Here is a 26,800-nt window from a genome sequence, read left to right on the forward strand (position 1 = left end):
ACTGCAGCTGAAACAGATCTAGACAACCTTTTATGGCAGCTATTCGAAACCTATGAAGCAGATATGAGATTACTCGAACCAATCGATCCAGCAGTAGTGGTCGAAACACAAAATCTTTTTCGAGAAACAGGGACGATCGCGATCATTGAAAGCACAACAGGCTCAAACGAATTTAGAGGGGATATGGAAGTAAGAGCGAAGCGGCAAATGCCGGCAAACCTACAAGTTTCCGTCAACTTTAATCTGCAACTTCCACCAGGAACCCAATTGCCAGCACAAGCACAGCAAGTGCTTCAACAACTGATGCAACAGGTGCAACAAGTCGGACTCCAGCAGGCTCAGCAGGCCGTTGAACAAGCATTGCAGAGCCAAGCTCCTTTGATCGGTGCGGAGGCAGCACTTCGGAATGGGCGATGGGTGAGAGCGGCCTAGAGTTCGACTAACAGTACAATGCCGGGGGCAAGGGTACTAGACCCTGTAGGTAATACGAGAGGAGCTTCCTCATACGTAGCAGGCAAAACATTTAAGGGTTCCTGGCAAGGAGATAACCGCATTGAAAATACTGCCGCCTCACCAATCGTGATTTTAGAAAGTATCGTTATATTTGACATATTCGAGATTGCCATAATCTCTCCTTAGAAGAACAAATTATATACTACATGGAGCAATTGGTCAACGCTATTCATGAGCTAGTTGGAAATTCCGGTCGGTAGTGTACATTATCGATTTCATTATAAAATTACAAGAAATAATCGGAGGGCCAAGTCATGTATCTATACTTTCCATCCATCACAAAGGCAAGGCTCCCCTCCGGCCTCGCGCGCGGGTGGGGGGTGGTTAGGGGGAAGTGATTTTATCGATGTTGGTTTGTGATAGAGCATTGAAATGCAGGGTGGCAAAGTTTCATGGACCTATCAATCAGCAAAATACTACCCCCTTTTTCATATAGAATAATCGGCAGCTCATTTACTTGGGCGAAGTTGTTTTTGACGTGTTTAGGTCTTTGTTTTGCTTTTATTTTGGGTCTTGAGGGTTGCGCTGTTAGCCAAAAGTATGAAATTAGCGTGCCAGATCGGAATATAGATGCGGGTTCATTTGGTATTAATAATGTTATTGACCTGCCCAATCTGCAATTATCGGTTAAACCATTTAATGGCAGATTAGTATCAACATTTAATACGGTATTCATTGTTATCCCTCTTCCTATAAATCCTGTATCACCATACGCCTGGCGCTTTGGAAAGGGGAAAGAAGTTCCGACCTCCCCCTTTCTAATAGAAATCGGCTTCTATCCCAAAGAGAAGGATTTGTCCATACAGCCGTCTCAAATTCTCCTCTCATTGAAGGATCAAGTGTATAAGCCTAGTGGCATTACATTACCAACGGAATTCTCTCCAATGCAAACATTCGGAAAATCATATTACCAGGGACTTAATCTCTGTTTCCTCCCCCATAATATGAAGCCTACAGAACGAATAGTGGAGTTACAGCCGGTTGTTGTCGAGAAAGGAAAAATGGCCTGCATATGGTTAAGTTTTGATATTCTGCCACCGCCTCCGGAAAATCAGTTTGATTTTATAATTAAGGGCATTAAAATTGGCAATAAGGAGATTGAAATCCCAAAGTTGCATTTTGTGAAAGGCATAGCATATCGAAATGACTCTATTCCGTGATTTGAAGGCCTGGGGCCTGGCCTTAAAATATGAGAAGAGGCGGTCGAGTACAATTCTTCGCTGGGATCTCCCCTCCGGCCTCGCGCGCGGCAGGTGGTGGGTGATATTTTATACAAAGCTCTTCTTTTACTGATTATTGAGTTAAAAAGGGTAATGTTGTGTAACAAGTAACGTGAAATTCCAGGTGTCCCTTGAATCGAGATGTTCAATTGTATCCCAGCCTGCCTCTTCGATGGAAGGTGGCAATGATTGACGGGGTGATTCTCCTTACTGTGACGATGTTGCTGCCGCTTGCGACCAATCAGATCAACGGGGGGTATTCGTTCCTCAACATCGTTGCCCTGCTCGGCCCCGTCATGCTGCTTGAGCCATTTCTCATCTCCTTTCGGGGTGCAACAATCGGTCAGTCTTGGTTTGGCATGAGTGTCCTCTATATAAAAACCAGGGGAAGATGTCCATTGCCCAATTCCTATCTGCGGTATGTTACAAAGATGTTACTGGGTGGCGTGTCACTCGTTTATATGTATTTTAGTCATCGTCATCAAGCAATCCACGACCATTTGGCTGGCACCGTCGTTGTGTTCACCGATGCCCTTGCACAATATCGGGCCACCTCGGGATCACTGGAACTTCCCGAACGGGAGGAAGACGTTCAATTTATCTACCCCTCGATTTTCAGAAGGTTTATGGTATTTCTTGGCTGGTATGTCGTTGCGTTTGCCCTTTTTATTATTGTCCTAAGTTTAACATTGCTAATATTTGATCCTGCATGCCTAAGGGTCCATTCAAAGGGGGACGCGCTCTGTGCAGCGATCGGAATAGCAGGCGAGTTTCTTCTACTGATATTATTCCTGCAAATTGCCTATATGGGGGCAAAAGGCCGTCTTCCGGGTGCGAAACGGCATCGGGAAGATTTGTAAAAACCAGCCTGGACAGAATTCCAGGGATGTTACCCTTAGATTCTGCCAACTCCCCTCCGGCCTCGCGCGCGGGGGAAGGGCTGGAAAATGGAGCATTGGAGCAGTGGAGCAATGGAGATAGAAAAGGTGAAAATTCGTAAGATGAAGCCCACGAAGGCCGTATTCGGCCGAGCGCCAGTGTGCACACCAAAAATGATGTTGACCGGGGAATGGATTTTACTGTAGAATTATACGAGACAGAAGCGGGGATATGCCCTGTGCATGAATTTTTGGACGATTTGAAGACCACCGATCCCAACGACTTTGCGGCGGTGGTGGCCGGTCTGGCAAAACTGCGGAACCGGCAGTATCACCGGGAACCCTTGTGCAAAGCACTGGGCGAGGGGTTATTCGAACTGCGCCACGTGGGCAAGCTCAATACCCGCGTGCTGTGGTTTTTCATGAAGAATCGCCGGATCATCGCAGTGCACGGCATCCGCAACAAAGGCCGGGCCATTCCGACCCGCGACATCGAGACCGCGCGGGAACGGATGCGCGATTGGCGAAAACGAGCAGGACAATGAAAAAAACAAATTTCGATCGATACCTGGAAGATCAGTTGAGAGATGCGGCGTTTGCTGCGCGATTTAAGCGCGCAGGCGAGGCCTGGGATGTGGCACTGCAGATCGCGGCACTTCGCGAGCAGGCCGGGCTGTCCCAAAAGGATCTTGCGAAGCTCCTTAAGACCACTCAGCAGCATGTCAGCCGGTTGGAGTCCCCCGCCTACGAAGGTCACTCCCTCAGCACACTGCGTCGCGTCGCGGAAGCGCTGCATGCCAAGGTCCGTGTCGTATTCGAACCGGCCGAAAAAGAGACCGGGATGCATACAGCGGAAGCCGCCGCATCGTACCGCGCCAAACGCACCGCAACCAAACGGACATGACTCAAACGGGGCCGCAGACTGGGAGAACTTGGAGAAGAACCGGCTCCCCTCCGGCCTCGCGCGCGGGGGGTGTTTTGGGCGGGTGTTGATCCGGTCACGCCTCTTATATTCCCCCTTTTCACCGCCCTCCAGCCCCTATATATAATGATGCAGATCGAATATATTCGACTTCCCATCCTTGAACTTCCGGTGACGCTTTACTTATCTCCGGCATGCTTCACTCCGGCTTTGCTCGCGGGAGGAGTGGCCGTGTCGCCGTGAATTGACAATCGTGACACGTTTCGCTAAAATAATGACAAATGTCAATAATGATGTCTCAAGGAAGAGAGGTGTTCGGTGGAAACCCTAACAGTAAAAGAACGCAATCCGCAAGCCGCCGAGATCTTTAGAAAGGTCTTTCATAAACAGCTGACATCCCATATGGATGTCATTGAAATGAGCAAGCAGGGTGTCACAAAACGTTCCTTCATAACTTTTGTGCGCTTGGTCAACTTCTCACGGGACCAATATGCGCGCATGCTTCCGATCACGCTTCGCACGATAGAGAGATATTCCAATAATGACAAGTTTAACCCCGCGGTATCCGAACACATAATCAAGTTGGTGCTGCTTGTGGGAAAAGGGATCGAGGTATTCGGATCCTTGCAGAAGTTTAAGAGCTGGTTCAACTCGCCCAGCAAGGCTTTCGGGGGGAAGGCGCCGAGCGATTTGGTCGGCCTTCAAACCGGGGCCCAAATGGTTATGGACGAACTCGGTCGCATTGAGTATGGTGTCTATGCATGAGGCGGGTTTATCGGATGGCCCTTGCCAAACATGCGCGCGACCTGTCCGGAAAAGGCGCCCGGCTCACTGGGGGCAGATGGAACGCTAAAGATACCGCCGTCATCTACACATCGGAGAGTCGATCGCTGGCCGCGATGGAATACCTCGTCCATGTGTCGCTAACGAACATACCCGCAGGTATAAGGATTGTTTCAATCGGCATCCCCGATTCGAGTGTTCCAAAACAAATTAATCCTTCCGATTTGCCGGCAGATTGGCATCGCAATCCCGCGCCGTTTTCGTTGGCGGATATGGGCACAAAGTGGGCAATAAGCATGGAAAGCCTTTTGCTTCGCGCGCCGTCGGCTGTGATCATGCATGAGTATAACATCCTGATTAACCCGACACACCCCGACATGAAATCCGTTCAGATCCTCGATGTGGAGAACTTCATTTATGATGAGAGACTCCACAAGACCGACCCATAGCAGAATTCCAGAGACACCCTGTTTAATTTGTATTTTTTGAACGAGTCGGGTCGGATCTGAATAAATAAGCCCCCCCTCCGGCCTCGCGCGCGGGATGTGGGGTGCGTTGACAAAGGGTTTATCTTGACGTAGGATGAATGTTATCCGGAGTCGGGTGACGGGACTTGTTGAATGAGGGTCAGAGAAGCCATCAGTCTCATCGAAAAAGACGGATGGTTTCTGGTAACTGTAAGGGGAAGCCATCGGCAGTTTAAACATTCCGTGAAAAAAGAACGCGTCACGATTGCCGGTAATCCGGGCGATGAGTTGGCCAAAGGCACGTTCAATAGTATTTTGAAACAGGCGGGGTTGAAGGAGAAGAAGAAATGAAATATCCGGTCGTGATTGAGAAAACGAAAAGGAACTACTCCGTTTATTGCCCGGACCTTCCGGGCTGCGTGGCCACAGGCCGGACCGCGGCGGAAGCGTTGAAGCGAATGAAGGGCGCGATCGCACTGCATCTGGCCGGCCTCAGGGAGGATCGACTGCCTATTCCAAAACCCTCCACATCCGTCGGATACATCACGATCGCCGCTTGATCGATTTTCCCTCCTTGAAGTAATATCAGAATTTCGGAAACACCATACTCAATGAAGAGCAATTCCCCCTCTATCCTTGCGCGCGGGGGAGTACGATTCGGGCCGGGTCTCAGCTCCGGTATTGTTCGTCGCTGACCTTCTCCATCCACTCGACGACATTGCCGTCGAGCTGCTCCTGAACGCCGATATGGGTCATGGCCGTGGTCGCCGCGGCGCCGTGCCAATGCTTCTCACCGGGCGGGCTCCAGACCACGTCACCCGGCCGAATTTCCTCGATCGGGCCGCTCCAGCGCTGCACCCGCCCGCAACCGGCCGTCACGATGAGGGTTTGACCCAGCGGGTGGGTGTGCCACGCGGTGCGGGCGCCGGGCTCGAACGTGACGCTCGCACCTTGCGCGCGTGCCGGATCGTGGGCCTGGAATAAGGGATCAATCCGAACCGTGCCGGTAAACCTATCGGCCGGTCCTTTGCCGGAAGGCTGTGAGCCGCTTCGCTTTATCTCCATTGCATGTTCTCCTTTCCCGATCAGGACTACGGATTAAAGACCGGTTCTTTTCTCCAAGGCTTCGGGGTAGCGCGCCCCTTGGATCGTGATCTTTGAGGCGGCGCTATCGATCTCGCGCAAATCCCCGGACGTAAGTTCGACTTTAACTGCTCCGATGTTCTCGTCCAGGCGCTCCGGCTTTTTTGTGCCCGGGATCGGCACGATCCACGGCTTCCGGGCCAAGAGCCAGGCAAGCGCGATCTGTGCGGGTGTCGCCTTCTTCCGTTCTGCGATCGTGCGCAGAAGATCGACAAGGGCCTGATTGGCTTTCCGGGCCTCGGGGGTAAAGCGAGGAACAATGTTGCGGAAGTCGGACTTATCAAACGTCGTCTTCTCGTCGATCTTTCCCGTAAGAAAGCCTTTCCCAAGAGGACTGAAGGGAACGAGCCCGATCCCGAGTTCCTCGAGCGTCGGCAGCACTTCCTCTTCAGGTCGTCTCCACCACAGCGAGTATTCGCTCTGAATTGCCGTGATAGGCTGGACGGCATGGGCCCGACGGATCGTTTTCGCTCCTGGTTCAGAAAGACCGAAGTGCCTGACCTTGCCTTCCCGGATCAGGTCCTTCACCGTTCCCGCCACGTCTTCGATCGGCACCTCCGTGTCAACGCGGTGTTGATAGTAAAGGTCGATGGCATCGACCTTGAGCCGCTTGAGCGAGCCCTCGAGGCTCTGCCGGATGCGCTCGGGCCGACTGTCCTGGACCTGCTGCCCGTTGGAATCCATCTTGACCCCGAACTTGGTCGCGATCACCACTTTCCCGCGGAATGGAGCCAAAGCTTCGCCTACGAGTTCTTCATTCGTGTAGGGGCCGTAAATCTCGGCGGTGTCAAAGAATGTCACACCGCGTTCGACGGCTTTCCGTATAAGAGCGATCATCTCCTGCTTGTCCCCGGGCCGACCGTAGGCAATGCTCATTCCCATGCAGCCGAGGCCGAGAGCCGAGACTTCCAAGCCACTTTTCCCCAATTTGCGCTTTTGCATGGCTTCTCCTTTCACCGTTTGAAGACCGAACACCTTCGTAGACCTTGCCTTCCTCTATTGGCCGCCTTGTTGATGATTACATATTACTCCTTAAAAAATAAAGCGGATAGACCCATCCTGTTCATTTCTTGCCTGATCCCACGAAAACTGCGATAAAGGGGTTGTGCCGCGAAGCGGGGTCTGGTTAGGATACGGGCAAGGAATGGACCTGTAAAAAGAGGGGCATGGAGCATCGGATCGTGGAGCAAAAAAAGGCCGGGGGAGATCTCCCGGCCTTCTTCCTTTACCGCCGCCGCATCGCCTTACGGCAGATAGACGACGTTTTCCCATGAGAAGACGTTCCGCGACCTAGGATCAATGGTCAGCTTGAGCCATTCACTGGGGTGGTTCGTGGAGCCTTGAACGGTGATGCGCGTCAGGTTCGGCACGGCTTGCGTATGATGGATGACACCGGTGGCGCTCGTCGGATCGGCAAGGGGTTGGTCCGCTTCATAAAGGTGTGAGTCGCCGTTGAGCAACAGGACCGGGCGTCTAAAGGCGACCGCATGATCCGCCAGCGCCTGGACAAACGCATCATAGCCGTCGAGCCCGTCCCCGCCGGGTTCCAACGCCGAGGGATCCCACATATCCGCTTGAATCGCGATCGCCACGGCCTTGGCTTGCTTGGCCTTGGCCATATGAAACGCCCGCTTCAACCAACGCAGATTGGCGGCGTTGCGCTCCGCCACTTCCTTTAGCCGGGCCGGCTCGTTCAAGAACGGCGAGCCGGTGCCGCCGTCCCAGGGCAGGCCGTCGTTGTTGGACCCGGGGATGTTCAACGTGACAAAGACGACCTGCGACTGCGTCCACATGACGTTCTCCACGAACTGCGCGTCGGCGGGATGTTCGTCCTCGTATTCCTCGGCCTGGGACCTCACTTCCATGGGGTCGCCGCCGAGGGTCAAACCCGGGTTCGCAAAAAACAGGCTGCGGACGGCGGCCAGTTCGTTCAACGGATACCCGCTGGCGAACTCTTTGGTCTTGTGGCAGTCGGTCCATTCATTATCGCCGGGCGTATACACGAACGGATCGTTGAACTGCCGGAAGATATCGAAGATCCCCTGATTCCACGCGGGGTCGGCGCCGGCCGGAATCGGATTCAAGCCCGCCCCCGTGCAGGGCATGCTCCCCGAATGAATATCGCCGACGTGGATCACGGCTCTCACATCCGGATCGGTGTTCACCGAGTCGAGCAGCAGCGGCGCGTTATCCAGCAACGCGGTGCTGTACGGCCAGTCTCCGAACACGGCAACCGTAAGCGGCTTGACCCGAGGATTCGCGATCGCCGCGCCGGCCATACCCAACATTCCAATCGTGAGCGTGACCGCCAGTAATAGAAATGTTTTTTTCATGACCATACCCCTTTGCTATTGTGGGTTGTAGGCATTGGAACGATCAGGAAACAGCGACAGGGTAGCCGTGGCGGGTTAATACGCCGTCAAGGTTCGGTAAATTTATTGTTAAAAATGAGCCGACGGCCCGGCTCCCCTCCGACCTCGCGCGGCGTGCGTGTCGCCGCTTGGGCCGGCGCCAAACGGCGGCCGCCGGACGTCGCTATAGAATCGTCGTTCGGTCTTGTAAAAAAGACTTGACAAGGCGCGACGAATAGGTTAATAGTCTATTAACTTGATAGACTCTATGGATTACAAGCATGCTGTCGAATAAAGCGAAATACGCCCTGAAGGCGCTGCTGGTGCTGGCGGAAGAGTACGGCCGCGGGCCGGTGCTCATTTCGGACCTGGCCGAACGGGAAGGCCTCCCCAAGAAATTCCTGGAGCTGATCCTGCTGGATTTGAAGAAACACGGCCTGCTCCAGAGTCAAAAGGGCAGGGGGGGCGGGTATTTCCTGGGCAAAGCTCCCCGATCGGTGACGTTCGGGCAGGTGATCCGGATTCTGGACGGTCCGCTGGCGCCGGTTCCCTGCGTCAGCCAGACGGCCTACCAGCGGTGCCGGGAGTGCCGGGACGAGGCGACCTGCGGGGTCCGGATCGTGATGCAACAAACCCGCGACGCGATCGCCCAGGTCCTGGACGGGGTGACCCTGGCGGACGGTCTCAAGAAGGTCAAGGGCGCCGCGGCGCGGGCCCGGAGCCGGAAGGCCCGGAAATAATTTTTTGGCTTATCAGTCTACTAAATCTATATACTAAATAGAACAACATCAAACTGAAAATGGGGGGCGTCGTGAAGGACTTCCGGTTTGTTTTCCTCGTGGCCGTTTGGATCGGTTTTGTTTGGGGAAGTCCCCGGGACGTGCTTGCCCAAGATGCTTCAACGCCGCCGGAGACGGTCGACGAGCGGATCGAGGTTCTCGATCGGAAAATCCAAATGCTTGAAAAACGACTGGAGGCGAAACAAGGGGGCGTTTTAACGACGCCCGAGAAAGCTTCCGCCGCGCGCGCGGGGAATGACGGCTTTTCCTTGGTGTCGGCGGACGGGGATTTTCGGTTGAAGCTTGGAGGGATTCTCCAGGCCGACGGGCGATTTTACGTCGACGATCCATACCGCCAGGGGACAAACACCTTTCTGCTTCGCACCGTCCGGCCCGTATTCGAAGGCACCGTTTACCGGTATTACGATTTCAGGTTGATGCCGGACTTCGGAGGCGGCACGACGGTGATTCAGGATGCGTACATGGACATCCGTTACTGGCCCGAGGCCGTGCTCCGGGTCGGGAAATTCAAAACACCGTTCGGCATCGAACGGCTTCAGAATGAGACGGACCTGCTCTTTGTGGAACGCGCCCTGCCGAATAATCTGGTTCCCAACCGCGACATCGGTCTGCAATGGCGCGGGGACCTCTGGGGGGAGGCGTTCGACTACGCTCTGGGCGTTGTGGACGGCGTTCCGGACGGCGGAAGTTCGGACGGCGATACGAACGACAACAAAGACTTTGTCGCCCGCCTTTTCGCGCAGCCTTTCAAGAACGGCGGTCTTGAGCCGCTGCGGGGTCTTGGGCTCGGCGTCGCCGGCACCTACGGAAAACAGCGAGGGACCGCAACGTCGCCCAACCTGCCTTCTTTTAAGACCGACGGGCAACTCACGTTTTTCAACTACCGGTCGGACGGCACGGGAAGCGGCACCGCCGTCGCCGCCGGTGAACATGATCGCGTTTCCCCCCAGGTGTTTTATTACTGGCGATCGTTCGGTCTGCTCGGCGAGTATGTTCGATCGTCGCAGGAGGTGAGTCGAGGATCCAACTCGGCCCGACTTTCAAATCAAGGCTGGCAGGCAGCGGCGTCGTATGTGCTGACCGGCGATGCGGCGTCCTATCAAGGCGTTAAACCCAAGAGTCCTTTCGATCCGCACAAAGGCACATGGGGCGCTTTTGAGCTGGCGGCGCGCTTCGGCAAGCTGACCGTGGACGGCGACGCCTTTCCTCTTTATGCCGATCCGGCAAAGGCCGCCCAAGAGGCGAGCGCCTGGGCGGCGGGCGTCAACTGGTACCTCAATAATAACGTCAAGATCGTCACCGATTATGATCAGACGGGTTTCAAAGGGGGCGCGGCCAACGGCGGCGATCGGAAGGATGAGAAGGCGGTCTTAAGCCGCTTCCAGATCGCTTTTTAGGATATGAAGAATTTCCGATCCCTCCGGTTGACTTCATCCCGCTCAACCATTACCATGATCAAAACATCGGTGACGCATGACGCAATGGCTGGACAGTTTTATTTTGGGCGTGGTCGAGGGACTGACCGAATTTATTCCCGTCTCCTCGACGGGCCATCTCATTCTGGCGGGCCACCTCTTGGGCTACGAAGGGGAGAAGGCGTCCACGTTTGAGGTCGTCATCCAGCTCGGCGCGATCCTGGCGGTGGTCTTTCTCTACAAAGAAAGGTTTTACGGCCTGATTCCCTCCAACAAATCGAAAGGGCTCGCGGGGATCAACGGACTGTATCTTTTATTTCTGACGACCCTCCCGGCGGTCGTGATCGGCGGCTTGACCCACGGCTTCATCAAAAACCATCTCTTCAACTCGAAAACAGTCGCGCTGGGTTTGGGCATCGGGGGCGTGGCCATTCTCCTGGTCGAACGCTTCCTTCCAAAGGTCAAAAAGCGCGGGGTCGATTCGCTGGGCTGGCGCGAGGCGCTCTTGATCGGTTTCTTTCAATGCCTGGCCCTGTGGCCGGGCGTTTCCCGTTCGGGGGCGACCATCTTAGGCGGGATGGCGATCGGGGTGGAGCGCAGGACCGCGGCCGAATATTCTTTTCTCGCCGCCGTTCCTGTGATGTTTGCCGCGACCGCGTACGATCTCTTTAAGAGCCGGTCGTTCCTGGACGCTTCCGATCTGACGACGTTCGGCATCGGATTCGTCGTCTCTTTCATTACGGCGTGGTTTTCCGTCAAGGGGTTCATCGGCCTGCTGGGGCGTTACACCCTGAACGGGTTTGGATGGTATCGCATCGCGGTGGCCCTGCTGATCTTGTGGCTCCTCCGATAAGTCCGGGTTCCGAACCCGCCACGGCGTCGTTCATCAGCCCGATTCTACGGCTCTCTTCGCCTCTGCGTTTTGAAACGATGACCGGCGGACGGGGAATACGCTCCCGAGTTCGGCCCTCCCGAGAAAGCGGATGGATCCCGAGGGCTTGAGGTCTGCGACGCTTGACAGCGCTCTTGGGCCCGCTCGATCAGGACTTCCTGGGCTCCCCGGTCGTCGGCGCCCGGCTCGGCCGCAACGCGATCGTAGGTTCCGTCCGGCCGCATGGTCCATAAACCCCGTCGGTTCGTCATTTGAAGATCCAGAATCTGGCGGAGCTGGACGCGCAGGTCGGGTTCCTCCACGGGGACGGCGACCTCGATGCGATGTTCCATCTTTTGCGCCATGCAGTCCGCGGAACTGATGAAATATTCCTCGTCCCCGCCGTTGCGGAAATAATAGATCCGGGCGTGCTCCAGAAAGCGTCCGACGAGGCTGAACACCCGGATGCGGTCGGAGACGCCGGGGATGCCCGGCCGCAGACGACAGGTATCCCGCACGATCAAATCGACCTTTACGCCCGCCTGGGACGCCCGATAGAGCGCCTTGGTGATATCCTTGTCTTCCAGCGCGTTGATCTTAAACCGGATGAGGCCCGGTGATCCGTCCTGCCGCAGGGCTTCCCGTTCGATCTTCGAGAGAAGGGCCTGTTTGAAGCGGGTCGGCGCCGGCAGCAGTTTGCGGTAGTTCCGGTCCGGAACGTTGCCGGACGTGAGGTAATTGAACAGCTCGGTCAGATCCCCGCCGATCACGGGATCGCAGGTCAGCAGGCCCAGATCGCTGTAGACGCGGGCGGTGTCGGCGTTGTAGTTGCCGGTTCCGAAATGGGCGTAGCGGCGCAGCCCGTCGTAATCCCGCCGCAGCACGAAGATGATTTTGCAGTGCGTCTTCAGGCCCAGCACACCGTAGGAGACGTGGATTCCGGCCTCCTCCAGGCGATGGGCCCAACGGATGTTCGACGATTCGTCGAAGCGGGCCTTCAGTTCCACCGCGACGGCCACCTGCTTGCCGTTCTGGGAGGCCTCGATCAGGTACTCGATGATCTTGGATTCCGCCGCCGTCCGGTACAGGGTCATCTTGATCGCGAGCACTTTCGGGTCCTGGCTGGCCTCCTTCACGAACCGTTCCACCGACGTGACAAAGGAGTCGTACGGATGCTGGAGAAGGAGGGGGCCCTGCTCGCGGATCCGATGGAAAATGTTCGTGGCGCCGGCGATCAGCGGAGGATCCATGGGGTGGTGGGGCGCGTCGTGAAGTTCCCGGATTTTCAAGGCGGCGATCTGGGAGAGATCGCGCTTGGCCATGAGCCCGTCCACCTCGAACACGTCGGCGGCTTCGTCGAGTCCGAGTTCGGCCGCCAGCATCCCCCGCCGCGTCGGGTTCATGCCCTTCGACGTCTCGAGACGGACGATGGGGGCGAATTTTCGGTCCCGGAGTTCGGATTCGACCATCGACATCAGGTCTTCGGCCTGGTGCCCCGGGATTTCGGTGATGGCGTTGCGGGTCACGCGAAACAACTCGCAGGACTCGATCTGCATCCCGGGAAAGAGGAGGTCCAGGTTTTGCGCGATCACGTCTTCAAGGGGGACGAAGCCCAACTGCTCCCGGATTTGAAGAAAGCGCGGAACCTCCTCGCCGATCGGGACTTTGATGCGGACGAGGTCGGCCTTGTCCGCGCCGGGGTGCCGGACCGTGACCAGAAGATTCAGGGAGAGGTTGGAAATAAACGGAAAGGGATGGGCGGGACCGATGGCCAGCGGCGTGACCAAGGGGAAAACATTTCGGACATAATGATCGCGCACGGCGGCCTTATCGGCCGGGTTCAGGGCGGTGTAATTGTTGAGATGAATCCCGGCCTGGTCCAGCAGGCGGAACAACTCCACGGAAAGGCCGCGCTGCTGGTCCTCCATCTCCCGGACCACCGCGTGGCATTCGTGAATCTGCTTCTCCGGCGTGCGACCGTCGACCGAGAGTTCCGTCACGCCGGCGCCGGCCTGTTGCTTTAATCCGCCGATCCGTTTCATGAAAAATTCGTCCAGGTTCGAGGCGACGATCGCCAGGAACTTCACGCGCTCCAACAACGGGGAGCGCTCGTCGAAGCCCTCGTTGAGCACGCGCCGGTTGAATTCCAGCCAGGTGAGCTCGCGATTGAGGTACCATTCTGGGGCGTCCAAGTCGACCGCCGAGACCAGTTCCTTTTCCATCCGTTCCTCCCCCCGGGGCTCCGAACAAGCCCCGAGATTCTCGATTGAAAAAACCGATGCTAGCATCCGTGTATTAAATCCGTGTTACGCCCATGTTAAAACTGATGAAGCCGTTCAGCTTCCGCTTGACTGCGAGGGGATTTCATGGTCTAAATGGCATGGCGCTCCTTGGACCATGAACCATTCGAGGGAGGAACGATGTCGGGATTGACCCATGCCGGGGGTATTGTGGTGCGACTCCAAGGGGATGCTCCCCGTTATCTTGTCGTCACGGCCAAAAACGACGCTCTGCGCTGGGTCTTTCCCAAAGGGCATATCGATCCGGGCGAAACCCCGGAGGCCGCCGCCGAACGCGAGGTGCGCGAAGAGGCCGGGATGGATGCGAAGATCGTGGAGGCGGTGGGTTCGGTTGATTTTAAAAAAGACGGCCGGGAGGCCCGCGCGGCCTTTTTTCTGATGCACTACGTGCGAAACGCCGGTCCGGGGGAGGATCGCAAGCGGCGCTGGTGCCCCTACGAGGAAGCGCTCGAACTTCTGTCCTCCGACGCCAACCGCGATCTCCTGCGCCGCGCGCATTCCCTCGCGAACAAGCACCTTCATCGCCAGGGGTCCGCGTCTTGATCCCTCGCCCCTGTCGACCTTTTTGGACCGTCACCCTCCGATCATCCATCGACTCTCAGGACGCCTCGACGACCGGGTGTGCGGTTGACTTTGGTTCGGGGAAACCTTTACCATGACCCAAACCCAGGGAACGGAGCGATCGTGGCGAAAAAAATTGTGATGATCGAGGACGAGCCGGACATCACCGGCCTGGTCACCCATTACCTTGAAAAAGAAGGCTATCGCGTCGCGACGGTTCGGGACGGGGCCAAGGGCTTTCAACAGATCAAGGCCGAGCCTCCCGATCTGCTGATCTTGGATATCATGTTGCCCGAAATGGACGGCCTGGAGATCTGCCGGAGGGTGCGCGCGGATTCGAAGACGGCCGCGCTCCCGATCATTATGTTGACCGCGAAGGGTGAAGAGACCGACCGGGTGGTGGGCTTGGAGGTGGGCGCGGACGATTACCTCACCAAGCCCTTCAGCCCCAAGGAGCTCGTGGCCCGCGTCAAAGCCCTTCTTCGAAGGGCCGACCGCCGGGAGGCCGAGCCGGACCGCTATGTTTACGGCGATCTGGTTTTGGATCCGGTCCGCCATGAAGTGCGCCTGCAGGGCCGGGAGATTGTTCTGACGGCCAAGGAGTTCGGCCTGCTCGAACGGCTATTGAAAGAACGCGGCCGCGTTCTGAGCCGGGACGCCCTCCTGGATAAGGTCTGGGGTTACGATGCCGATGTGATCAGTCGAACGGTGGACGTTCACATCCGGCGGCTGCGGGAGAAGATTCCTTTCTTGAAGGACTGTATCCAGACCGTCAAGCCCTTCGGTTACAAGCTCAAAGAGGAACCCTGAACGGTGCGGCTCTCCCTCCAGAGCAGGTTTGTGCTGGCCTTGCTGTTGTCCGGTGTTTTCACCTTCCTGCTGGCGTACGGATTGACCTTTTGGGTTCGGGACCCCGTCTCGGCGCTCGCGATCGCGCTCCTTGCGTCTCTTCCGGTCCTGTGGGTGATCGGGCGCGGGCTGGCCCGCCACGTGACGAAACCGTTCGAGGAGATCGCGGCCGTCGCCCGCGGGCTGGCCGCCGGGCAACGGGGCCGGCGGGTCGCCGTCCGGTCGCGGGACGAGATCGCCGACTTGGGCCACGCGGTGAACCGGATGGCCGCGGATCTTGAAACCAAGCTGACCGAGATTTCGGAAGACCGCGGCCGTCTTCAGGCCGTACTCTCCAGCATGGTGGAGGGCGTGCTGGTCCTGGATCGGGAGCGGAAAATCCTGCTGATGAACGCCGCGATCGCGCGGATGTTTCTTCTGGAGGATTCGGCGGTTCTGGGCCGTCCCTTGATCGAAGTGTTCCGGCATCGTCAGCTTCACCAACTGGTCCAACGGACGCTGGAGAGCGGAGCGGACCAATCGGAGGAGCTTGCGATGTTTATCCCCGACGAGCGCATCTTTTCCGTGCAGGCCTCGGTTTCCGAAAAAGGGGGGGTCGCGGTCGTTCTGGTCTTTCACGACGTGTCGAGTTTGAAGCGGCTGGAGCGCATCCGAAAAGACTTTGTGGCCAATGTTTCGCACGAGCTCCGCACGCCCATGACCTCGATCAAGGGGTATATCGAGGCCCTGATCGACGGGGCGAAGGACGACCCCCGGAAGTGCGTCGAGTTTCTCCGGATCATTCAAAAACACGCCGATCAGCTCACGGCGTTGCTGTCCGATCTTCTCCAGCTCTCGACCATCGAATCCGGCCGATACCAATGGCAGCGGGGAACGATCCCGGTGGCCGATCTGATCGGCAAAGCCGTTCATCTGCTCCAACCCCAGGCCGAGAAGAAAGGCCAGACGATTTCGACCGGTTCCGCCGCGGACGCGGGGTCCGTGATCGGCGATGCGGATAAACTGACACAGGTTCTGATTAATCTGATCGATAACGCCATCAAGTACAGTCCGGCGGGCGGCCGGATCACGGTGGAGGCCCGGCAGGACGCAACGGGCGTCGAGATCGCGGTCGGCGACACCGGCATCGGGATTCCCTCCAAGGAAATCGTCCGGATTTTTGAACGGTTTTACCGGGTGGACCGGGCGCGCTCCCGGGAAGTGGGCGGCACGGGCCTCGGCCTGGCCATCGTCAAGCACATCGTCGAAGCCCACGGCGGAAAGGTTTCCGTCGAAAGCCAGATTGGAAAAGGTTCCCGGTTTATTGTGACCCTTCCGAAGCAGCCCCCTTTTCCCTGATCGTTGACGATCGGGGCTCACGTCGTTTGCCCGTTGTTTTCCCGCCCGTAAAATTTACGCGCGTGTAACGTCGCCGTAAGCCCGCCGCAACAGTCGTCCTCTAGGATGGATTTCGCGGTCCACTTCAACCATGCTCGACCAGCGCAAGAAGAACACGGCCCGGGTTGTCCGGTTTCGAACTGTCCCGCCTGCCGAGGCGGTCTGTTCCTCCGGCCGAGACAACTTGGGCCGCGTTTTTTCGAATCGTGAATTTGTTACGTCGAGTTAACGTCATCTTGATCCCTCGGCAACAAATTCCTGATAGGCTGTCTTTAAAGAATGAATGATGCGATGTCACCCGAGAAGGATTCATCTCAGAAGGACATTCTGGTCGTCGAGAGCGACTCGAATACCGCCGGACTTCTCAAGCAGGAACTTGAAAAATATTACTTCCAGGTTCGGATTACCCCGGACGGTAAAAAAGGATTGGCGGAAGCGCAGACCGCGCCGCCCGCTCTGATCATTTCGGAATTGATCCTCCCGGAACTGGACGGGTGGACGCTCTGTCGTTTGTTGAAGAGCCATCCCAAAACCAAAGCCGTCCCCCTTCTCGTTCTCACGATGCTTGGACAGGAGGAAAACCGCCTCCGCGGGCTTGAGCTGGGCGCGGACGATTACATGACCAAGCCGTTCAGCGTGAAGGAAGTGGTGTCCCGCGTCCGGGCGCTGCTTCGGCGCAGTCAAATGAACAGCGAAAATAAGCCGAAGACCCTTCTGAAGATCGGTCCGCTGACGATCGACTTGGAACGGCATGAGGTGCATGAGCGCGGCCGACCGGTGTCCCTGACCCCGATCGAGTTCTCCCTGCTCGCCTATCTGGCCGAGCATTCCGGAAGGGTCTTCACGCGCGACCAACTGATTACGGCGCTTTGGGAGAAAGACCGCTTCATCGAGGAGCATAACCTGGATGTGCATATGCATGCCCTTCGGCAGAAGGTCGAGGGGGATCCGGACCGGCCTCGTCTTCTCGTGACCGTGCACGGGGTGGGTTACAAACTTGAATCCGAACCGTGAGCCCAAGCTCCGCGCGGATCAAGGCAGGGTTCTTCAAACGCGGGAGGTGGAAAGGGATAAGCGCGCTCCGGCGCGCCAAAATTAACACGGATTTAACACGGCCTTGATGGAGGCTTAACGCCGCATTATTAAAGTGATACCATGCGAACAGTGTACAAAACGAAAAAATCAAAAAAGAAATGCCCCGCCTGCGGCTCCATGGTCAATTATCGATACGGAAAGGCCTGGACGGGGAGGCGGCGCCTCCAATGTCTTTTGTGCGGAAGACAGTTCACGATCGGGGCAAAACGGGCGGAGGTGACGGATCGGCCCTTGTGTCCGGTGTGTGCAAAGCCCATGCATCTCTATAAGAGAGAGGCAACGGTGCTTCGCTTCCGGTGTTCGCGTTATCCGGGATGCAAGACGTTCAAGAAGACGGTCTGTCTTGAGGATCCCCATCATGTCCGGTACCGTTTACAGAATACGGCCTAGGGATCGTCGACAAGGAGGAGAAAACGGATGAGCTATTACGTTCATCATGTTGAGGGGCGCTTGAGGGTCAAGTCCCCTTTTATCAAGAGAAGTTCAGCGACCGCTCTGGAAATCAAGCGACTCCTGGGACAAATTCAGGGGATCGAGAGCGCCGAGATCAACACGGTGACCGGCAGCGCCGTCATCTATTACGAGCCCAAAGCGGTCTCTTCGCAGGAAATTCTGGATTGCCTCGAGCGGGCCGGCTATTTCGATTTGTCGAAAGCCGTCACGAACGACCAGCACGTTTATGCCGCCGCCGCCCAAACCGGCGGGATTCTTTGGAAGGCCCTGGCCGGAGCGCTTGTTGAACAGGCTCTCCAGGGTTCCGCGCTGTCTTTGATCGCGGTTCTGATTTAACCCGTAACCCGCCGAACCGTTTTCTCCATCGACCCGACCGAAAGCCGAACCCGTCCGCGGGGACCTATTCTTTAAAGATGATTTTTAAAAATCCTCCGTCCAGGCTGGCCGATGTCGGCGTCCGCCCGGCCAGGTATTGGGGAAGGGCGATGGAGCGTTTGTGCTTCCCGACCTGGATTCGCAATTCATCGCCGCATTTCTCCAGATCGATGTCGCTTCCCTGTATCCCGACCAGCCGAAGGGATAACGTATATTCTCCGTCTTTCAATTCAAAGGTCAGGGGCTGCACGTCCGAGAGCCGCTGGACGGGGTCGTTCCCACGATAGAGGGTCTCGGCCAGAAGCGTGAGCGCCGGAATGCCGGTGACCTCCTGCGGCATCAGGGGAACTTCCAGGGGGACCAGGGGGGAAAAAGACTCGGCGATCATCCGGCGGTATTCGGATTGCTTCTCTTTCCACGCCGCCAGATAGGGGTCGGAAATCTCCGGCGGCAGGACCCGGTTGATCAGCAGCGCGTCCACGGTGAATCCGTATAAACTAAAAAAGGTGAACGCCCGCTGTGTTTCGAGGATGGCCATCCGGTCGGCATTCAGGACCAGGCGCACCGATGTCAGGACGGGATCGGCCAGGATGCGCCGCAAGGCCTCGACCTGATCGAAAAGCCTCTGGATCTGATCCGGGAAGGCGCTCTCGGCGGCCGTCTTCCGCTGGAACGCTTGCAGCAGCGGAACGAAGACGTTGCCGATTCCACGGGAAAAATCCAGGATATTTTTGATGTAAAGCCGGCCGAGATCGGGAGCGCCCAGCAATCGCATCGCCGCGCCCGTCGGGGCGCTGTCGATGATCAGAACGTCGAACCGGCCTTCGTCAAAATATTTCTTGATGCGAACGAGACTCAGGATTTCATCCAGCCCGGGAAGAACGGCCATTTCGCCGGCGATCGCGGATTCCAGCCCGGTCTTCTGCAGAATGGCGGCGATCCGCCTCTTGATGTTTCCCCAGTATCGTTCCAGTTCTTCCCCGGTGTCGAGTTCGGCGGCGAGAAGTTCCGGAGGGCCGACCGGCCTCGGATCGTTGGACAATGGAACGGCCAGGGAATCGGCGAGGCTGTGGGCGACGTCCGTGCTGATCACCAGCGTTTTGTAGCCCAGGGCCGCGGCTTTGAGGGCGGTCGCGGCCGCCAAGGTTGTCTTTCCAACCCCGCCTTTACCGGTGAACAGAATGATGCGCATCAGCGGGTTTCGGCCAGATGCCGATCAATGGCTTCCAAAACATCTTCGCGGTTTTTCAGCCGCGCTTCGTGCGCCCGGACGATCCGGATCTGCTCGTTGGACAGTCCGGCCAGGCGGTTCATCACCTGGACGGCGTCCAGTTGATTGTAATTGTCGATCGGGAACATCGGCACCTTGATTCGTTGGGGAGGCTCCTGGGCTTGGGGGGCGTCGGGGCGGGCGGAAGGATTCCGGCCCGCATCACCCTCCGCGGATTTAAACAGGTTCGCAAGTCGTTCCAGGACGATCGCAACCGCGCCGCAGCCGATGAAGAAAACGATCCCGGCCGCAAACTGCGCCCCGCGCAGCCACTTGGTCAGGAGCGAGGGGTCGTCGGAGCGGTTTTTAATGACCAGTTTTTCAGGCGGCGGCTTCGTCGATACCGGGGCCGCGGACTGCGCTTCATTGACGGCATGCACGAAGGGTCTCCTTTATATAGGGGCGGAGGTCTGCTGGTCCGAGATCCCGCCGCGGGTTTTCTTTTCGAGCACGGTTTCCTTGACTTGACGGCCGGCGAGAATCGGCAGAAACGCCTTGATCCTCGCGGTCGGCCGCAACTCCTTCAACGCGGCCTCATAATGGAGATGAATCTCCTCTACGGGAACCCCGAGCTCCCGGGCCAGGTCCTCGATGGTTGAGAAATTCTGTAGCTCATCCGAATCGTTTTCCGAGATCAAAGCCGCCGCCATGAGCATCTCCTCCTTTGGATTCCGTCATTATAACATGATCATAGGATATGAAAAGCCGTCAGCCGGACTTCAAAACACCCGCCTGATCGGTTCGCTCCCAGGGCAGGTCCAGGTCCGTTCTTCCGACATGCCCGTAGGCCGCCAATTTTCTGTAAAACCCGTCCTTGGCGGCCGCAGGGAGATGGCGGAGCCGGAAGGCCCGGATGATGCCGGCCGGCCGGAAATCAAAAAGTTTTTCCAGACGGGAGGAGATCTCCGAGTCCGGAATCCGGCCGGTTCCGAGCGTCTGGACCTGGATGCTGACCGGTCGCGACAGACCGATCGAGTAACTGAGCTGCACCTCGCACTCTTCAGCCATCCCGGCCGCCACGACGTTTTTCGCCGCGCAACGGGCCATGTAGGCGCCGATGCGGTCGATCCGGGTCGGGTCCTTCCCGCTGAGCGCCGAGCCGCTGTGACGCGAATACTCCCCGTAGGTGTCAATGGCGTTCTTCCGACCGGTCAAACCGGAATGGATCGAGGGGCCGCCCACGATAAAGGGCCCGTCCGGGTTGACAAAGATCCGGGTTTGATCGTCGGGACGGATCGGTTCATCGGCGAAGACGGGCAGGATCACGGTTTCGCGAATGTCGTCCGTGAGCTTCTTCAGATCCGGTTCCGACGGCCTGTTCTGGCTTGCGATCACGGTCAGGCTGTGGATCCGATAGGGCCGGCGCTTTCGGTATTCGATCCCCACCTGGGTCTTTCCGTCCGGCGCGAGATAGGGCAGGGTCGCTTTCACGCGGGCCGTGGTCAACTGCCGGGCCAGTTTGTGGGCCAGCCAGATCGGGAGCGGCATCCGGGACGGGGTTTGGTTGCAGGCGAACCCGAAAACCGTGACCTGATTTCGAACCGGGATACGCTCCAGTTCCGGCTCGGTGAGATCCATCTCGTCCCGCAGACCGTTGTCGTCTGGAGGGAGCTCCGCAAGGCTCGTCACGATGCTGCAGGTTCGTCCGTTGAAGGCGTGGTGTTCGTATCCGACCCCGTTGATGATTTCCCGGGCGACCGTGGCGAAATCCACGCTGGCCTTGGCATGAAATCGTGCGGCGACAAAAACGATCGCGGTCGAGACGGCGCACTCCGCGATCACTCTTGAAAAAGGATCCTGTTGGAGGAAGCGGTCCACGATCGCGTCGCTGATCTGATCGCAGAGCTTGTCCGGATGACCCTCCGTAACCGATTCGGATGTGAACATAAAATCTTCTTTCATGGGTTTCCTCGCGTTTTCTCCGGCTCCGGTAAGGCGGGAGCGATCGACCTTCCCTTGGTCAGTTCGTTGACCACCAAGGGGACGACGGCCGCGCCCCCGATGACGACGCCGTCGAGCAGGCCGACGGGCGTGACGCCCAAAAGCCTCCGGAGTCCCGGGACCGCCAGGGTCAGAACCTGAAGCGCCACGGAGCCGGTGACGGCCAGGGAGAGGTAGGGGTTCGGTTGCAGGGGCGGGTTCTGCGGCGACCGGACCGGGTCGAGGAGGCTGTGGTTTTCGGACCGGCAGCTCAGCGCGTGCAACAATTGTCCCAAGGTCAGCGTGGTGAAGGCCAGGGTGCCGGCCTTCGGACCGGGACCGTATCGCAGGATGCCGTACCCGTACGCGCCCAGCGTACCGGCCGACAGGACGGCCGCTTCGGACGCGATCCGCTTAAAGTCCGATAACTGAACGATCGGCTCTTCCGGATTTCGGGGAGGGCGGCTCAGCACGTCCGGTTCCGGCGGCTCCATCGCCAGTCCCAAGGCCGGAAAGACGTCTGAAATCAGGTTGATCCAGAGCAGCTGCATCGAATTCAAAGGCTCCCCCAGTCCGGCCGAGATCGCCCCAAAGACGACGATGATTTCGCTCAGATTGGTCGCCAGAAGAAAATGCACCGACTTCCGGATGTTGTTATAGATCGTCCGGCCGTGACTGACGGCGACGATCATCGTCTCCAGATTGTCGTCCTCGACGATCACGTCGGCCACCTCCCGAGCGACATCCGTTCCGGTGTGGCCCATGGCGATCCCGATATCGGCGGCCTTCAGGGCGGGCCCGTCGTTGATGCCGTCCCCGGTCATCGCCACCACTTTTCCGGCCTTTTGCAGGGCCTGGACGATCTGGAGTTTATGCGAAGGGCTGACCCGCGCGAAAACGTGGACCTGCTTGGAAAGGCCGATCATGGCCTCGGGGGCGAGCTCGGAAAGGTGCGTCGAGTCCAGGATCGACAGCGGCTTGTCGCCGCTGAGGCTCAACTCTTTCCCGATCGCGTATGCGGTCGGACTCTGGTCGCCGGTGATCATGATGGTTTCAATCCCGGCCCGGTGAAAGTCCCGGATCAGTTCTTTGACCCCATGCCGTACGGGATCGGCCATTCCGATGTGGCCCAGCCAGATCAGCCCCCGATCGGATCCGTCCTCTTCGGGATGAAGGAGGCCGTAGGCAACGCCGAGGACGCGGAGGGCCTGGCCCGAGAGGCCTTCGTTCTCGGTTTGGATCTTCGACCGGTCTTCGTCCGTCAACGGGATGATCTGTCCGTCGCTCATGCGGTAACGGCACATCATCAGAACCTCGATCGGGTTTCCCTTCACGGCCAGAAGGTGCAGCGGCCCCGTCGCTTCCGTATCGGCTGAAACATGAAGGGTGCTCATGAAGTTGCGATTTTCGGACCGGTGGTTCATCTGAAGGACCGGATAGCGATCCCGGAGTTTCAAGACATCCACGCCGGAGCTGATCGCCATCTGGAGCAGGGCGTTTTCCGTGGGCGAGCCGCGAAGGGTGTGTTTTCCTTCTTGAAATACCACGGCGGATTCATTGCAAAGGACGGAGACGTGAATCAATCTCAGCAGCTCGTCCGAAGCGAACGGGTTGAGGAGTTCCTCCCCGCACCGGAATCGGCCGTCCGAGACGGAAATCCGTTTTTCGCCGGCGTGGATCGCCACGACCGACATCCGGTTCAGGGTGATCGTCCCGGTCTTGTCAAGACAGATCGTCTGAACCGCTCCGAGCGTCTCAACCGCCTCGAGGTGGCGGATCAGGATATGGTGCCGCCTCATGTTGCGGATGCCCAGGGCCAACGTGGTCGTCGCCACGGTGGGCAGTCCTTCGGGCACCGCCGCGACCGCCAAGGAGATCGCGGTTTTAAGCATATGCAGAAGACCCTGTCCGCGGAGCAGGCCGATGCCGAAGACGAGGCCGCAGACGGCGGTGCTGATCAGCACCAGCCGGTTGCTCATCTGGCCCAGTTGGCGTTCCATCGGCGTCTCGGGCGACTCGGCCTCCCCCAGCAGGATCTGGATTCGGCCCATTTCGGTATGTCTTCCCGTGGCCACGACAACCGCCATCGCTTGGCCGCCGGTCACCAGGGTCCCCATGTAGACCATGTTGAGTCGGTCCCCGAGGGGCAGATTTTCGACGGTCATGGGCGCGGAGGTTTTGAGCACGGGAACGCTCTCCCCGGTAAGCGCCGATTCATCCACATACATCTGTTGGGTTTCGAGCAGCCGCGCGTCGGCGGCGATGTAACTTCCCGGTTTGAGGACCAGGATATCTCCGGTCACGATGCTTTCGGCCCTGATTTCTCTGGATTTCCCATTGCGGATCACGGTCGCGCTCGGACGGACCAGGCCCTTGAGCGACTGAATCGTTTTCTCGGCCTGGCTTTCCGTGACATAGCCGATGGCTGCGTTGATCAGCACCACGCCCAGGATGATCACCGCGTCCGATACGCCTCCGGTGGCGATCGAAAGCCCGGCCGCCGCGCCTAAAAGCAGATTCGGCAAGGATTTGAACTGGTCGATGAACATGCCGAAAGAGGAGCGTGGAACGGATTCGGGAAGGAGGTTTGGACCGAATTGACGCAGATAATCCCCCGCCGCTTCCTCGGTCAGGCCGGATGACCGTGAGGTTTTCAATGAAAAGACGACCCGGTCCGATTCGATCAGATGCCACGGTTGCGCCTCCATCTCCTTCGGATAAGGAAGAAGGTCGGCCAGCCGCTTGCCGACCGCGGACAGGGAATCTTTAATCGGGGACGTGGAGACGACGGTCTCCCGAGAGGGATCCGGAGACGGTCTCGGAGGATGCGGTCGCGACTCGTGTTGGGGGTCGGAGGCGATCTCGATGATCAGCGAGGCGATCTGGGAGGGGGTGGCTCCGGAATTAAAGACCACCAAAACATTCCCCGTCAGGATGCTGGCGGAAACCCTGCTGATTCCCTCGATCGTTGACAGGCTCGATTCAAGCCGTCGTTTCAGCGCCTCGGAGCGGTAAAGTCCGGAGACTTTGAATCGTGTCCGGCCTTTCGCTGCGGTATGAACGGTTTGAACCACGGAATATCCGCCTGACCCTTAGGTTGATTTTTTCAACACCGGCCGGACTTAACTCTTTCCGCGGATTTTGACGGTCCCTTCTTCCGATGATGGAGCCTTTTTTTCGGATGGCGCGGGTCGGGAAGCGGGAAGTGCGGCGCTGGCCACTTCCTTGATCCCTTCAACCACGCCGACCAGCAAGTCGGTGACGGTTCGAACGGCGGTTTTTCCGAGCAATCCGGCCGCCTCGATCGCTCCGCCTACGGCTACTTTGGCGACGTCTTCCACGTTTCCGCCGATGTCCTTTGCGGCCTCGATCACGCCGTCTACGGCTTTCCGGGCGACCTGCGAAACGTCGGCTCCGACCTCGGCCGCGCCCTTTACGGCGACCTTGACGGTCTGACCGGCGGCGATGACGATGTCGCCTCCCACATCATTGACCCCCATCACCACGCCCTTCGCGACGCTTTTGGTGCTCAAGATCAGACCGGTGCCGACCTCTTCCGTCGCCTGGATGGCTCCTTTGATCACATCCTTCGTGATAACCAGTCCCTCGTTCGCGACCGTTCCGGTTGCCTTGAGCGTGCCGGATACGGTGTTTCGGACCAAGTCCACGATCTCGGTCTCAATGTCGTTGAGACCTTTCAGGCTTCCGACGATCCCTTGTTTAACCGTGGCGCCGGCCTTGCCGATTTTCTCTTCCGTGCCGCTTTGGGTTTGTTCCGCTGACATCTTAGACCTCCGGGTTGTCGATTTTTTGTTCTTGGACGTTTTTTTGAACGGGTTGATCCTTCAAAAGGGTGGCGGCGTACCAGAATGCCGAAATGGCGGGGATCATGAACTGCCCGCGGCTGATTTGAAAGAGACCGAGGCCCAACAGGCCCAGTAAGGCCATGGATTGAAGGTCGATCTCGCCGCTTGTGAAATCGGTAATCTGCTGGTTCATATTTTGAAATGTCTTGGCGATATTCCGGGAAACGGGGTTTTTAGAGGCGTCGATCGGCTCCAGTTTTACAAGGCCCATCTGTTCAAGATATCCTGATATAACAGCCAACTCGGGCGCCTTAAAGTCCGCATGATGAACCACAAGCACGCTTCCCGTGGTCGGATTCATCTCGATTCGTTGAATGCCGAGAATCTCGGCGGAACCGGGCAGTTTGTCTTTCAAGGCCGCAAAGAAGGCGAGATCCCCCTTTCGCGAGGGTATTTTGATCCTCACCCGGCCCGTGGTCATGTGAGAAATGTAAGCCTCGGGAAGCATCAGCTGTTCGTCCCGCTCTGGGATTCCGCCGCTCCGACGACTTCTTTATGAACCTCCGCGATCTCGGCCTTGGTTTCGGCGACGAGATCCTCGATCACCTCGCCCGCTTCGGCCACCGCTTCCTTGCCCCGCTCATAGAGGAGGATTCCCCCCTTGAGGGCGGCCTTGGCCAAGGGTTTGGCGACGGCGGCCACCGCCGGAATGACGATCGGCGCCAAAATCGCGGCACCGATGCCGATCGCAAGCCCCGTCATGAGATTGCCCCTGAAACCGTTCTCCAAAAGAGCCATTTTAATCCTCCTTGTTTGGTATTGAATAACGATCTGTGGTGGTGAATGCGCCTCGAATATTGTTGCTCAGGCTGTCTTGCGCAGGATTCCTAATTCGACTTCAGGAATGATGCGTAGAGGAGATCTGCTTCGGTGTTCCATTCGCCCGACAGGCTGACCGAAAAGAGGGAAACGTGGTGCAGTTCTGAACGCGAAACGTGAACCCGTATCGATTGCTGGGCTGATCTTGCTCTAAACGAATTATATAGAAATGAGCGGTGCCTGTCCAGCGGCTTATCCATTACTTGCCTACAGGGAAAATCGCTTCCTTTTGATAAGGCGTCCGCGTGCTTGGCCCGCCGGTCGCCGAGCCCGTGAAAATTTACACTCTATTAACCGCTCCTTGATCGAGGCTTAACAACGAATACTTATAGTCATACTATAGAAAACCAAAAGCCGATGAAACGAGCACGGGAAAAAGAAGGAGAGCGAGGAATGGAAATCCTGCGATTGAAAAAAATACAGGCGGGAACAAAAGAAAAAGAGGAGATAAAAAGGATGCATTGTCCCCATTTGATCCATGCCGATAACTCCTGCGACGTCGTTGAACCCCGGTACACGCCTTCCGAGTTTGAGACGGATGAATACTGTGCG

The 26,800-nt window shown here is 57.5% G+C and carries 29 protein-coding genes; 17 read left to right on the top strand and 12 right to left on the bottom strand.

Annotation, left to right across the window (positions count from 1 at the left end):
- From VLY20_04125 to VLY20_04165, 9 genes are all read left to right on the top strand, one after another.
- Nucleotides 1-432 (top strand): hypothetical protein (locus VLY20_04125; GenBank protein ID HUK55825.1); only part of this gene is annotated, 432 nt, incomplete at its 5' end.
- Nucleotides 433-905: 473 nt separating this feature from the next.
- The gene (locus VLY20_04130) at nucleotides 906-1,673 is read left to right on the top strand and encodes a hypothetical protein (protein HUK55826.1); all 768 of its coding nucleotides are present in this window, start codon (nucleotides 906-908) and stop codon (nucleotides 1,671-1,673) included.
- Between the two features lie 209 nt (nucleotides 1,674-1,882).
- Nucleotides 1,883-2,593: an RDD family protein gene (locus VLY20_04135; GenBank protein ID HUK55827.1), complete on the top strand. Its 711-nt coding sequence runs from the start codon at nucleotides 1,883-1,885 to the stop codon at nucleotides 2,591-2,593.
- Between the two features lie 257 nt (nucleotides 2,594-2,850).
- Nucleotides 2,851-3,156, top strand: a complete 306-nt coding sequence (locus VLY20_04140; GenBank protein HUK55828.1) for a type II toxin-antitoxin system RelE/ParE family toxin — start codon at nucleotides 2,851-2,853, stop codon at nucleotides 3,154-3,156.
- Nucleotides 3,153-3,515: a helix-turn-helix transcriptional regulator gene (locus tag VLY20_04145; protein HUK55829.1), complete on the top strand. Its 363-nt coding sequence runs from the start codon at nucleotides 3,153-3,155 to the stop codon at nucleotides 3,513-3,515. The genes VLY20_04140 and VLY20_04145 overlap by 4 nt, the downstream gene beginning before the upstream one ends.
- 336 nt (nucleotides 3,516-3,851) lie before the next feature.
- Nucleotides 3,852-4,298 carry an antitoxin Xre/MbcA/ParS toxin-binding domain-containing protein gene (locus VLY20_04150; GenBank protein HUK55830.1) on the top strand — a complete coding sequence of 149 codons (447 nt, stop codon included), beginning with the start codon at nucleotides 3,852-3,854 and terminating at the stop codon, nucleotides 4,296-4,298.
- A 14-nt stretch (nucleotides 4,299-4,312) separates the two neighbouring features.
- On the top strand, nucleotides 4,313-4,765 hold the full coding sequence (locus tag VLY20_04155) for an RES family NAD+ phosphorylase (protein HUK55831.1): 453 nt from the start codon (nucleotides 4,313-4,315) through the stop codon (nucleotides 4,763-4,765).
- 171 nt (nucleotides 4,766-4,936) lie between these two features.
- Nucleotides 4,937-5,134 carry a type II toxin-antitoxin system HicA family toxin gene (locus VLY20_04160; GenBank protein HUK55832.1) on the top strand — a complete coding sequence of 66 codons (198 nt, stop codon included), beginning with the start codon at nucleotides 4,937-4,939 and terminating at the stop codon, nucleotides 5,132-5,134.
- Entirely contained in the window at nucleotides 5,131-5,343 is a 213-nt protein-coding gene (locus tag VLY20_04165; GenBank protein ID HUK55833.1) for a type II toxin-antitoxin system HicB family antitoxin, read from the top strand. The genes VLY20_04160 and VLY20_04165 overlap by 4 nt, the downstream gene beginning before the upstream one ends.
- A gap of 109 nt (nucleotides 5,344-5,452) precedes the next feature.
- Here VLY20_04165 and VLY20_04170 read toward each other — a convergent pair whose 3' ends face one another.
- The 3 genes from VLY20_04170 to VLY20_04180 all read right to left on the bottom strand — a co-directional run bounded on the left by VLY20_04170 (nucleotide 5,453) and on the right by VLY20_04180 (nucleotide 8,259).
- Nucleotides 5,453-5,848 (bottom strand): cupin domain-containing protein, encoded by a 396-nt coding sequence (locus VLY20_04170; GenBank protein HUK55834.1) that lies wholly within the window; start codon nucleotides 5,846-5,848, stop codon nucleotides 5,453-5,455.
- A 33-nt stretch (nucleotides 5,849-5,881) separates the two neighbouring features.
- The gene (locus VLY20_04175; protein HUK55835.1) at nucleotides 5,882-6,868 is read right to left on the bottom strand and encodes an aldo/keto reductase; all 987 of its coding nucleotides are present in this window, start codon (nucleotides 6,866-6,868) and stop codon (nucleotides 5,882-5,884) included.
- 302 nt (nucleotides 6,869-7,170) lie between these two features.
- On the bottom strand, nucleotides 7,171-8,259 hold the full coding sequence (locus VLY20_04180) for a hypothetical protein (GenBank protein ID HUK55836.1): 1,089 nt from the start codon (nucleotides 8,257-8,259) through the stop codon (nucleotides 7,171-7,173).
- A gap of 299 nt (nucleotides 8,260-8,558) precedes the next feature.
- Here VLY20_04180 and VLY20_04185 point away from each other — a divergent pair, with 299 nt between their 5' ends.
- From VLY20_04185 to VLY20_04195, 3 genes are all read left to right on the top strand, one after another.
- Nucleotides 8,559-9,017: an Rrf2 family transcriptional regulator gene (locus VLY20_04185; GenBank protein ID HUK55837.1), complete on the top strand. Its 459-nt coding sequence runs from the start codon at nucleotides 8,559-8,561 to the stop codon at nucleotides 9,015-9,017.
- Nucleotides 9,018-9,088: 71 nt separating this feature from the next.
- Nucleotides 9,089-10,474 (top strand): porin, encoded by a 1,386-nt coding sequence (locus tag VLY20_04190; GenBank protein HUK55838.1) that lies wholly within the window; start codon nucleotides 9,089-9,091, stop codon nucleotides 10,472-10,474.
- A gap of 76 nt (nucleotides 10,475-10,550) precedes the next feature.
- Nucleotides 10,551-11,345 carry an undecaprenyl-diphosphate phosphatase gene (locus VLY20_04195; GenBank protein HUK55839.1) on the top strand — a complete coding sequence of 265 codons (795 nt, stop codon included), beginning with the start codon at nucleotides 10,551-10,553 and terminating at the stop codon, nucleotides 11,343-11,345.
- A gap of 44 nt (nucleotides 11,346-11,389) precedes the next feature.
- Here the strand turns inward: VLY20_04195 and ppk1 are convergent, their stop codons facing one another.
- Nucleotides 11,390-13,585: a polyphosphate kinase 1 gene (gene ppk1 / locus VLY20_04200; protein HUK55840.1), complete on the bottom strand. Its 2,196-nt coding sequence runs from the start codon at nucleotides 13,583-13,585 to the stop codon at nucleotides 11,390-11,392.
- A gap of 198 nt (nucleotides 13,586-13,783) precedes the next feature.
- Here ppk1 and VLY20_04205 point away from each other — a divergent pair, with 198 nt between their 5' ends.
- The 5 genes from VLY20_04205 (at nucleotide 13,784) to VLY20_04225 (ending at nucleotide 18,334) form a co-directional block, all read left to right on the top strand.
- Nucleotides 13,784-14,206, top strand: a complete 423-nt coding sequence (locus tag VLY20_04205) for an NUDIX domain-containing protein (protein HUK55841.1) — start codon at nucleotides 13,784-13,786, stop codon at nucleotides 14,204-14,206.
- 141 nt (nucleotides 14,207-14,347) lie between these two features.
- Nucleotides 14,348-15,034, top strand: a complete 687-nt coding sequence (locus VLY20_04210; GenBank protein ID HUK55842.1) for a response regulator transcription factor — start codon at nucleotides 14,348-14,350, stop codon at nucleotides 15,032-15,034.
- A gap of 3 nt (nucleotides 15,035-15,037) precedes the next feature.
- Complete coding sequence (locus VLY20_04215) at nucleotides 15,038-16,411, top strand: ATP-binding protein (GenBank protein HUK55843.1); 1,374 nt, start codon at nucleotides 15,038-15,040, stop codon at nucleotides 16,409-16,411.
- A gap of 318 nt (nucleotides 16,412-16,729) precedes the next feature.
- The gene (locus VLY20_04220) at nucleotides 16,730-17,464 is read left to right on the top strand and encodes a response regulator transcription factor (GenBank protein HUK55844.1); all 735 of its coding nucleotides are present in this window, start codon (nucleotides 16,730-16,732) and stop codon (nucleotides 17,462-17,464) included.
- Nucleotides 17,465-17,962: 498 nt separating this feature from the next.
- Nucleotides 17,963-18,334: a hypothetical protein gene (locus tag VLY20_04225; GenBank protein HUK55845.1), complete on the top strand. Its 372-nt coding sequence runs from the start codon at nucleotides 17,963-17,965 to the stop codon at nucleotides 18,332-18,334.
- A 64-nt stretch (nucleotides 18,335-18,398) separates the two neighbouring features.
- On the opposite strand, the gene VLY20_04230 is transcribed toward VLY20_04225, so the two are convergent.
- From VLY20_04230 to VLY20_04265, 8 genes are read right to left on the bottom strand one after another with little or no spacing between them, the layout of a single operon-like run.
- Complete coding sequence (locus VLY20_04230) at nucleotides 18,399-19,565, bottom strand: TRC40/GET3/ArsA family transport-energizing ATPase (GenBank protein ID HUK55846.1); 1,167 nt, start codon at nucleotides 19,563-19,565, stop codon at nucleotides 18,399-18,401.
- A complete protein-coding gene (locus tag VLY20_04235; GenBank protein HUK55847.1) occupies nucleotides 19,565-20,023 on the bottom strand; it encodes a hypothetical protein in 459 nt (152 codons plus the stop codon). Before VLY20_04235 ends, VLY20_04230 begins: the two co-directional genes overlap by 1 nt.
- 12 nt (nucleotides 20,024-20,035) lie before the next feature.
- Complete coding sequence (locus VLY20_04240) at nucleotides 20,036-20,293, bottom strand: DUF3562 domain-containing protein (protein HUK55848.1); 258 nt, start codon at nucleotides 20,291-20,293, stop codon at nucleotides 20,036-20,038.
- A gap of 58 nt (nucleotides 20,294-20,351) precedes the next feature.
- Nucleotides 20,352-21,545, bottom strand: coding sequence for a methionine adenosyltransferase (metK, locus tag VLY20_04245; GenBank protein HUK55849.1), 1,194 nt, complete (start codon nucleotides 21,543-21,545; stop codon nucleotides 20,352-20,354).
- The gene (locus tag VLY20_04250) at nucleotides 21,542-24,637 is read right to left on the bottom strand and encodes an HAD-IC family P-type ATPase (GenBank protein ID HUK55850.1); all 3,096 of its coding nucleotides are present in this window, start codon (nucleotides 24,635-24,637) and stop codon (nucleotides 21,542-21,544) included. The genes metK and VLY20_04250 overlap by 4 nt, the downstream gene beginning before the upstream one ends.
- 48 nt (nucleotides 24,638-24,685) lie before the next feature.
- Entirely contained in the window at nucleotides 24,686-25,348 is a 663-nt protein-coding gene (locus VLY20_04255) for a hypothetical protein (protein ID HUK55851.1), read from the bottom strand.
- Between the two features lies 1 nt (nucleotide 25,349).
- Nucleotides 25,350-25,850, bottom strand: coding sequence for a hypothetical protein (locus VLY20_04260; protein HUK55852.1), 501 nt, complete (start codon nucleotides 25,848-25,850; stop codon nucleotides 25,350-25,352).
- Nucleotides 25,851-25,876: 26 nt separating this feature from the next.
- Nucleotides 25,877-26,167 carry a DUF5132 domain-containing protein gene (locus VLY20_04265; GenBank protein ID HUK55853.1) on the bottom strand — a complete coding sequence of 97 codons (291 nt, stop codon included), beginning with the start codon at nucleotides 26,165-26,167 and terminating at the stop codon, nucleotides 25,877-25,879.
- Between the last annotated feature and the right edge of the window lie 633 nt (nucleotides 26,168-26,800).

The sequence above is a fragment of the Nitrospiria bacterium genome (assembly GCA_035517655.1).
GTDB lineage: Bacteria > Nitrospirota > Nitrospiria > JACQBZ01 > JACQBZ01 > JACQBZ01.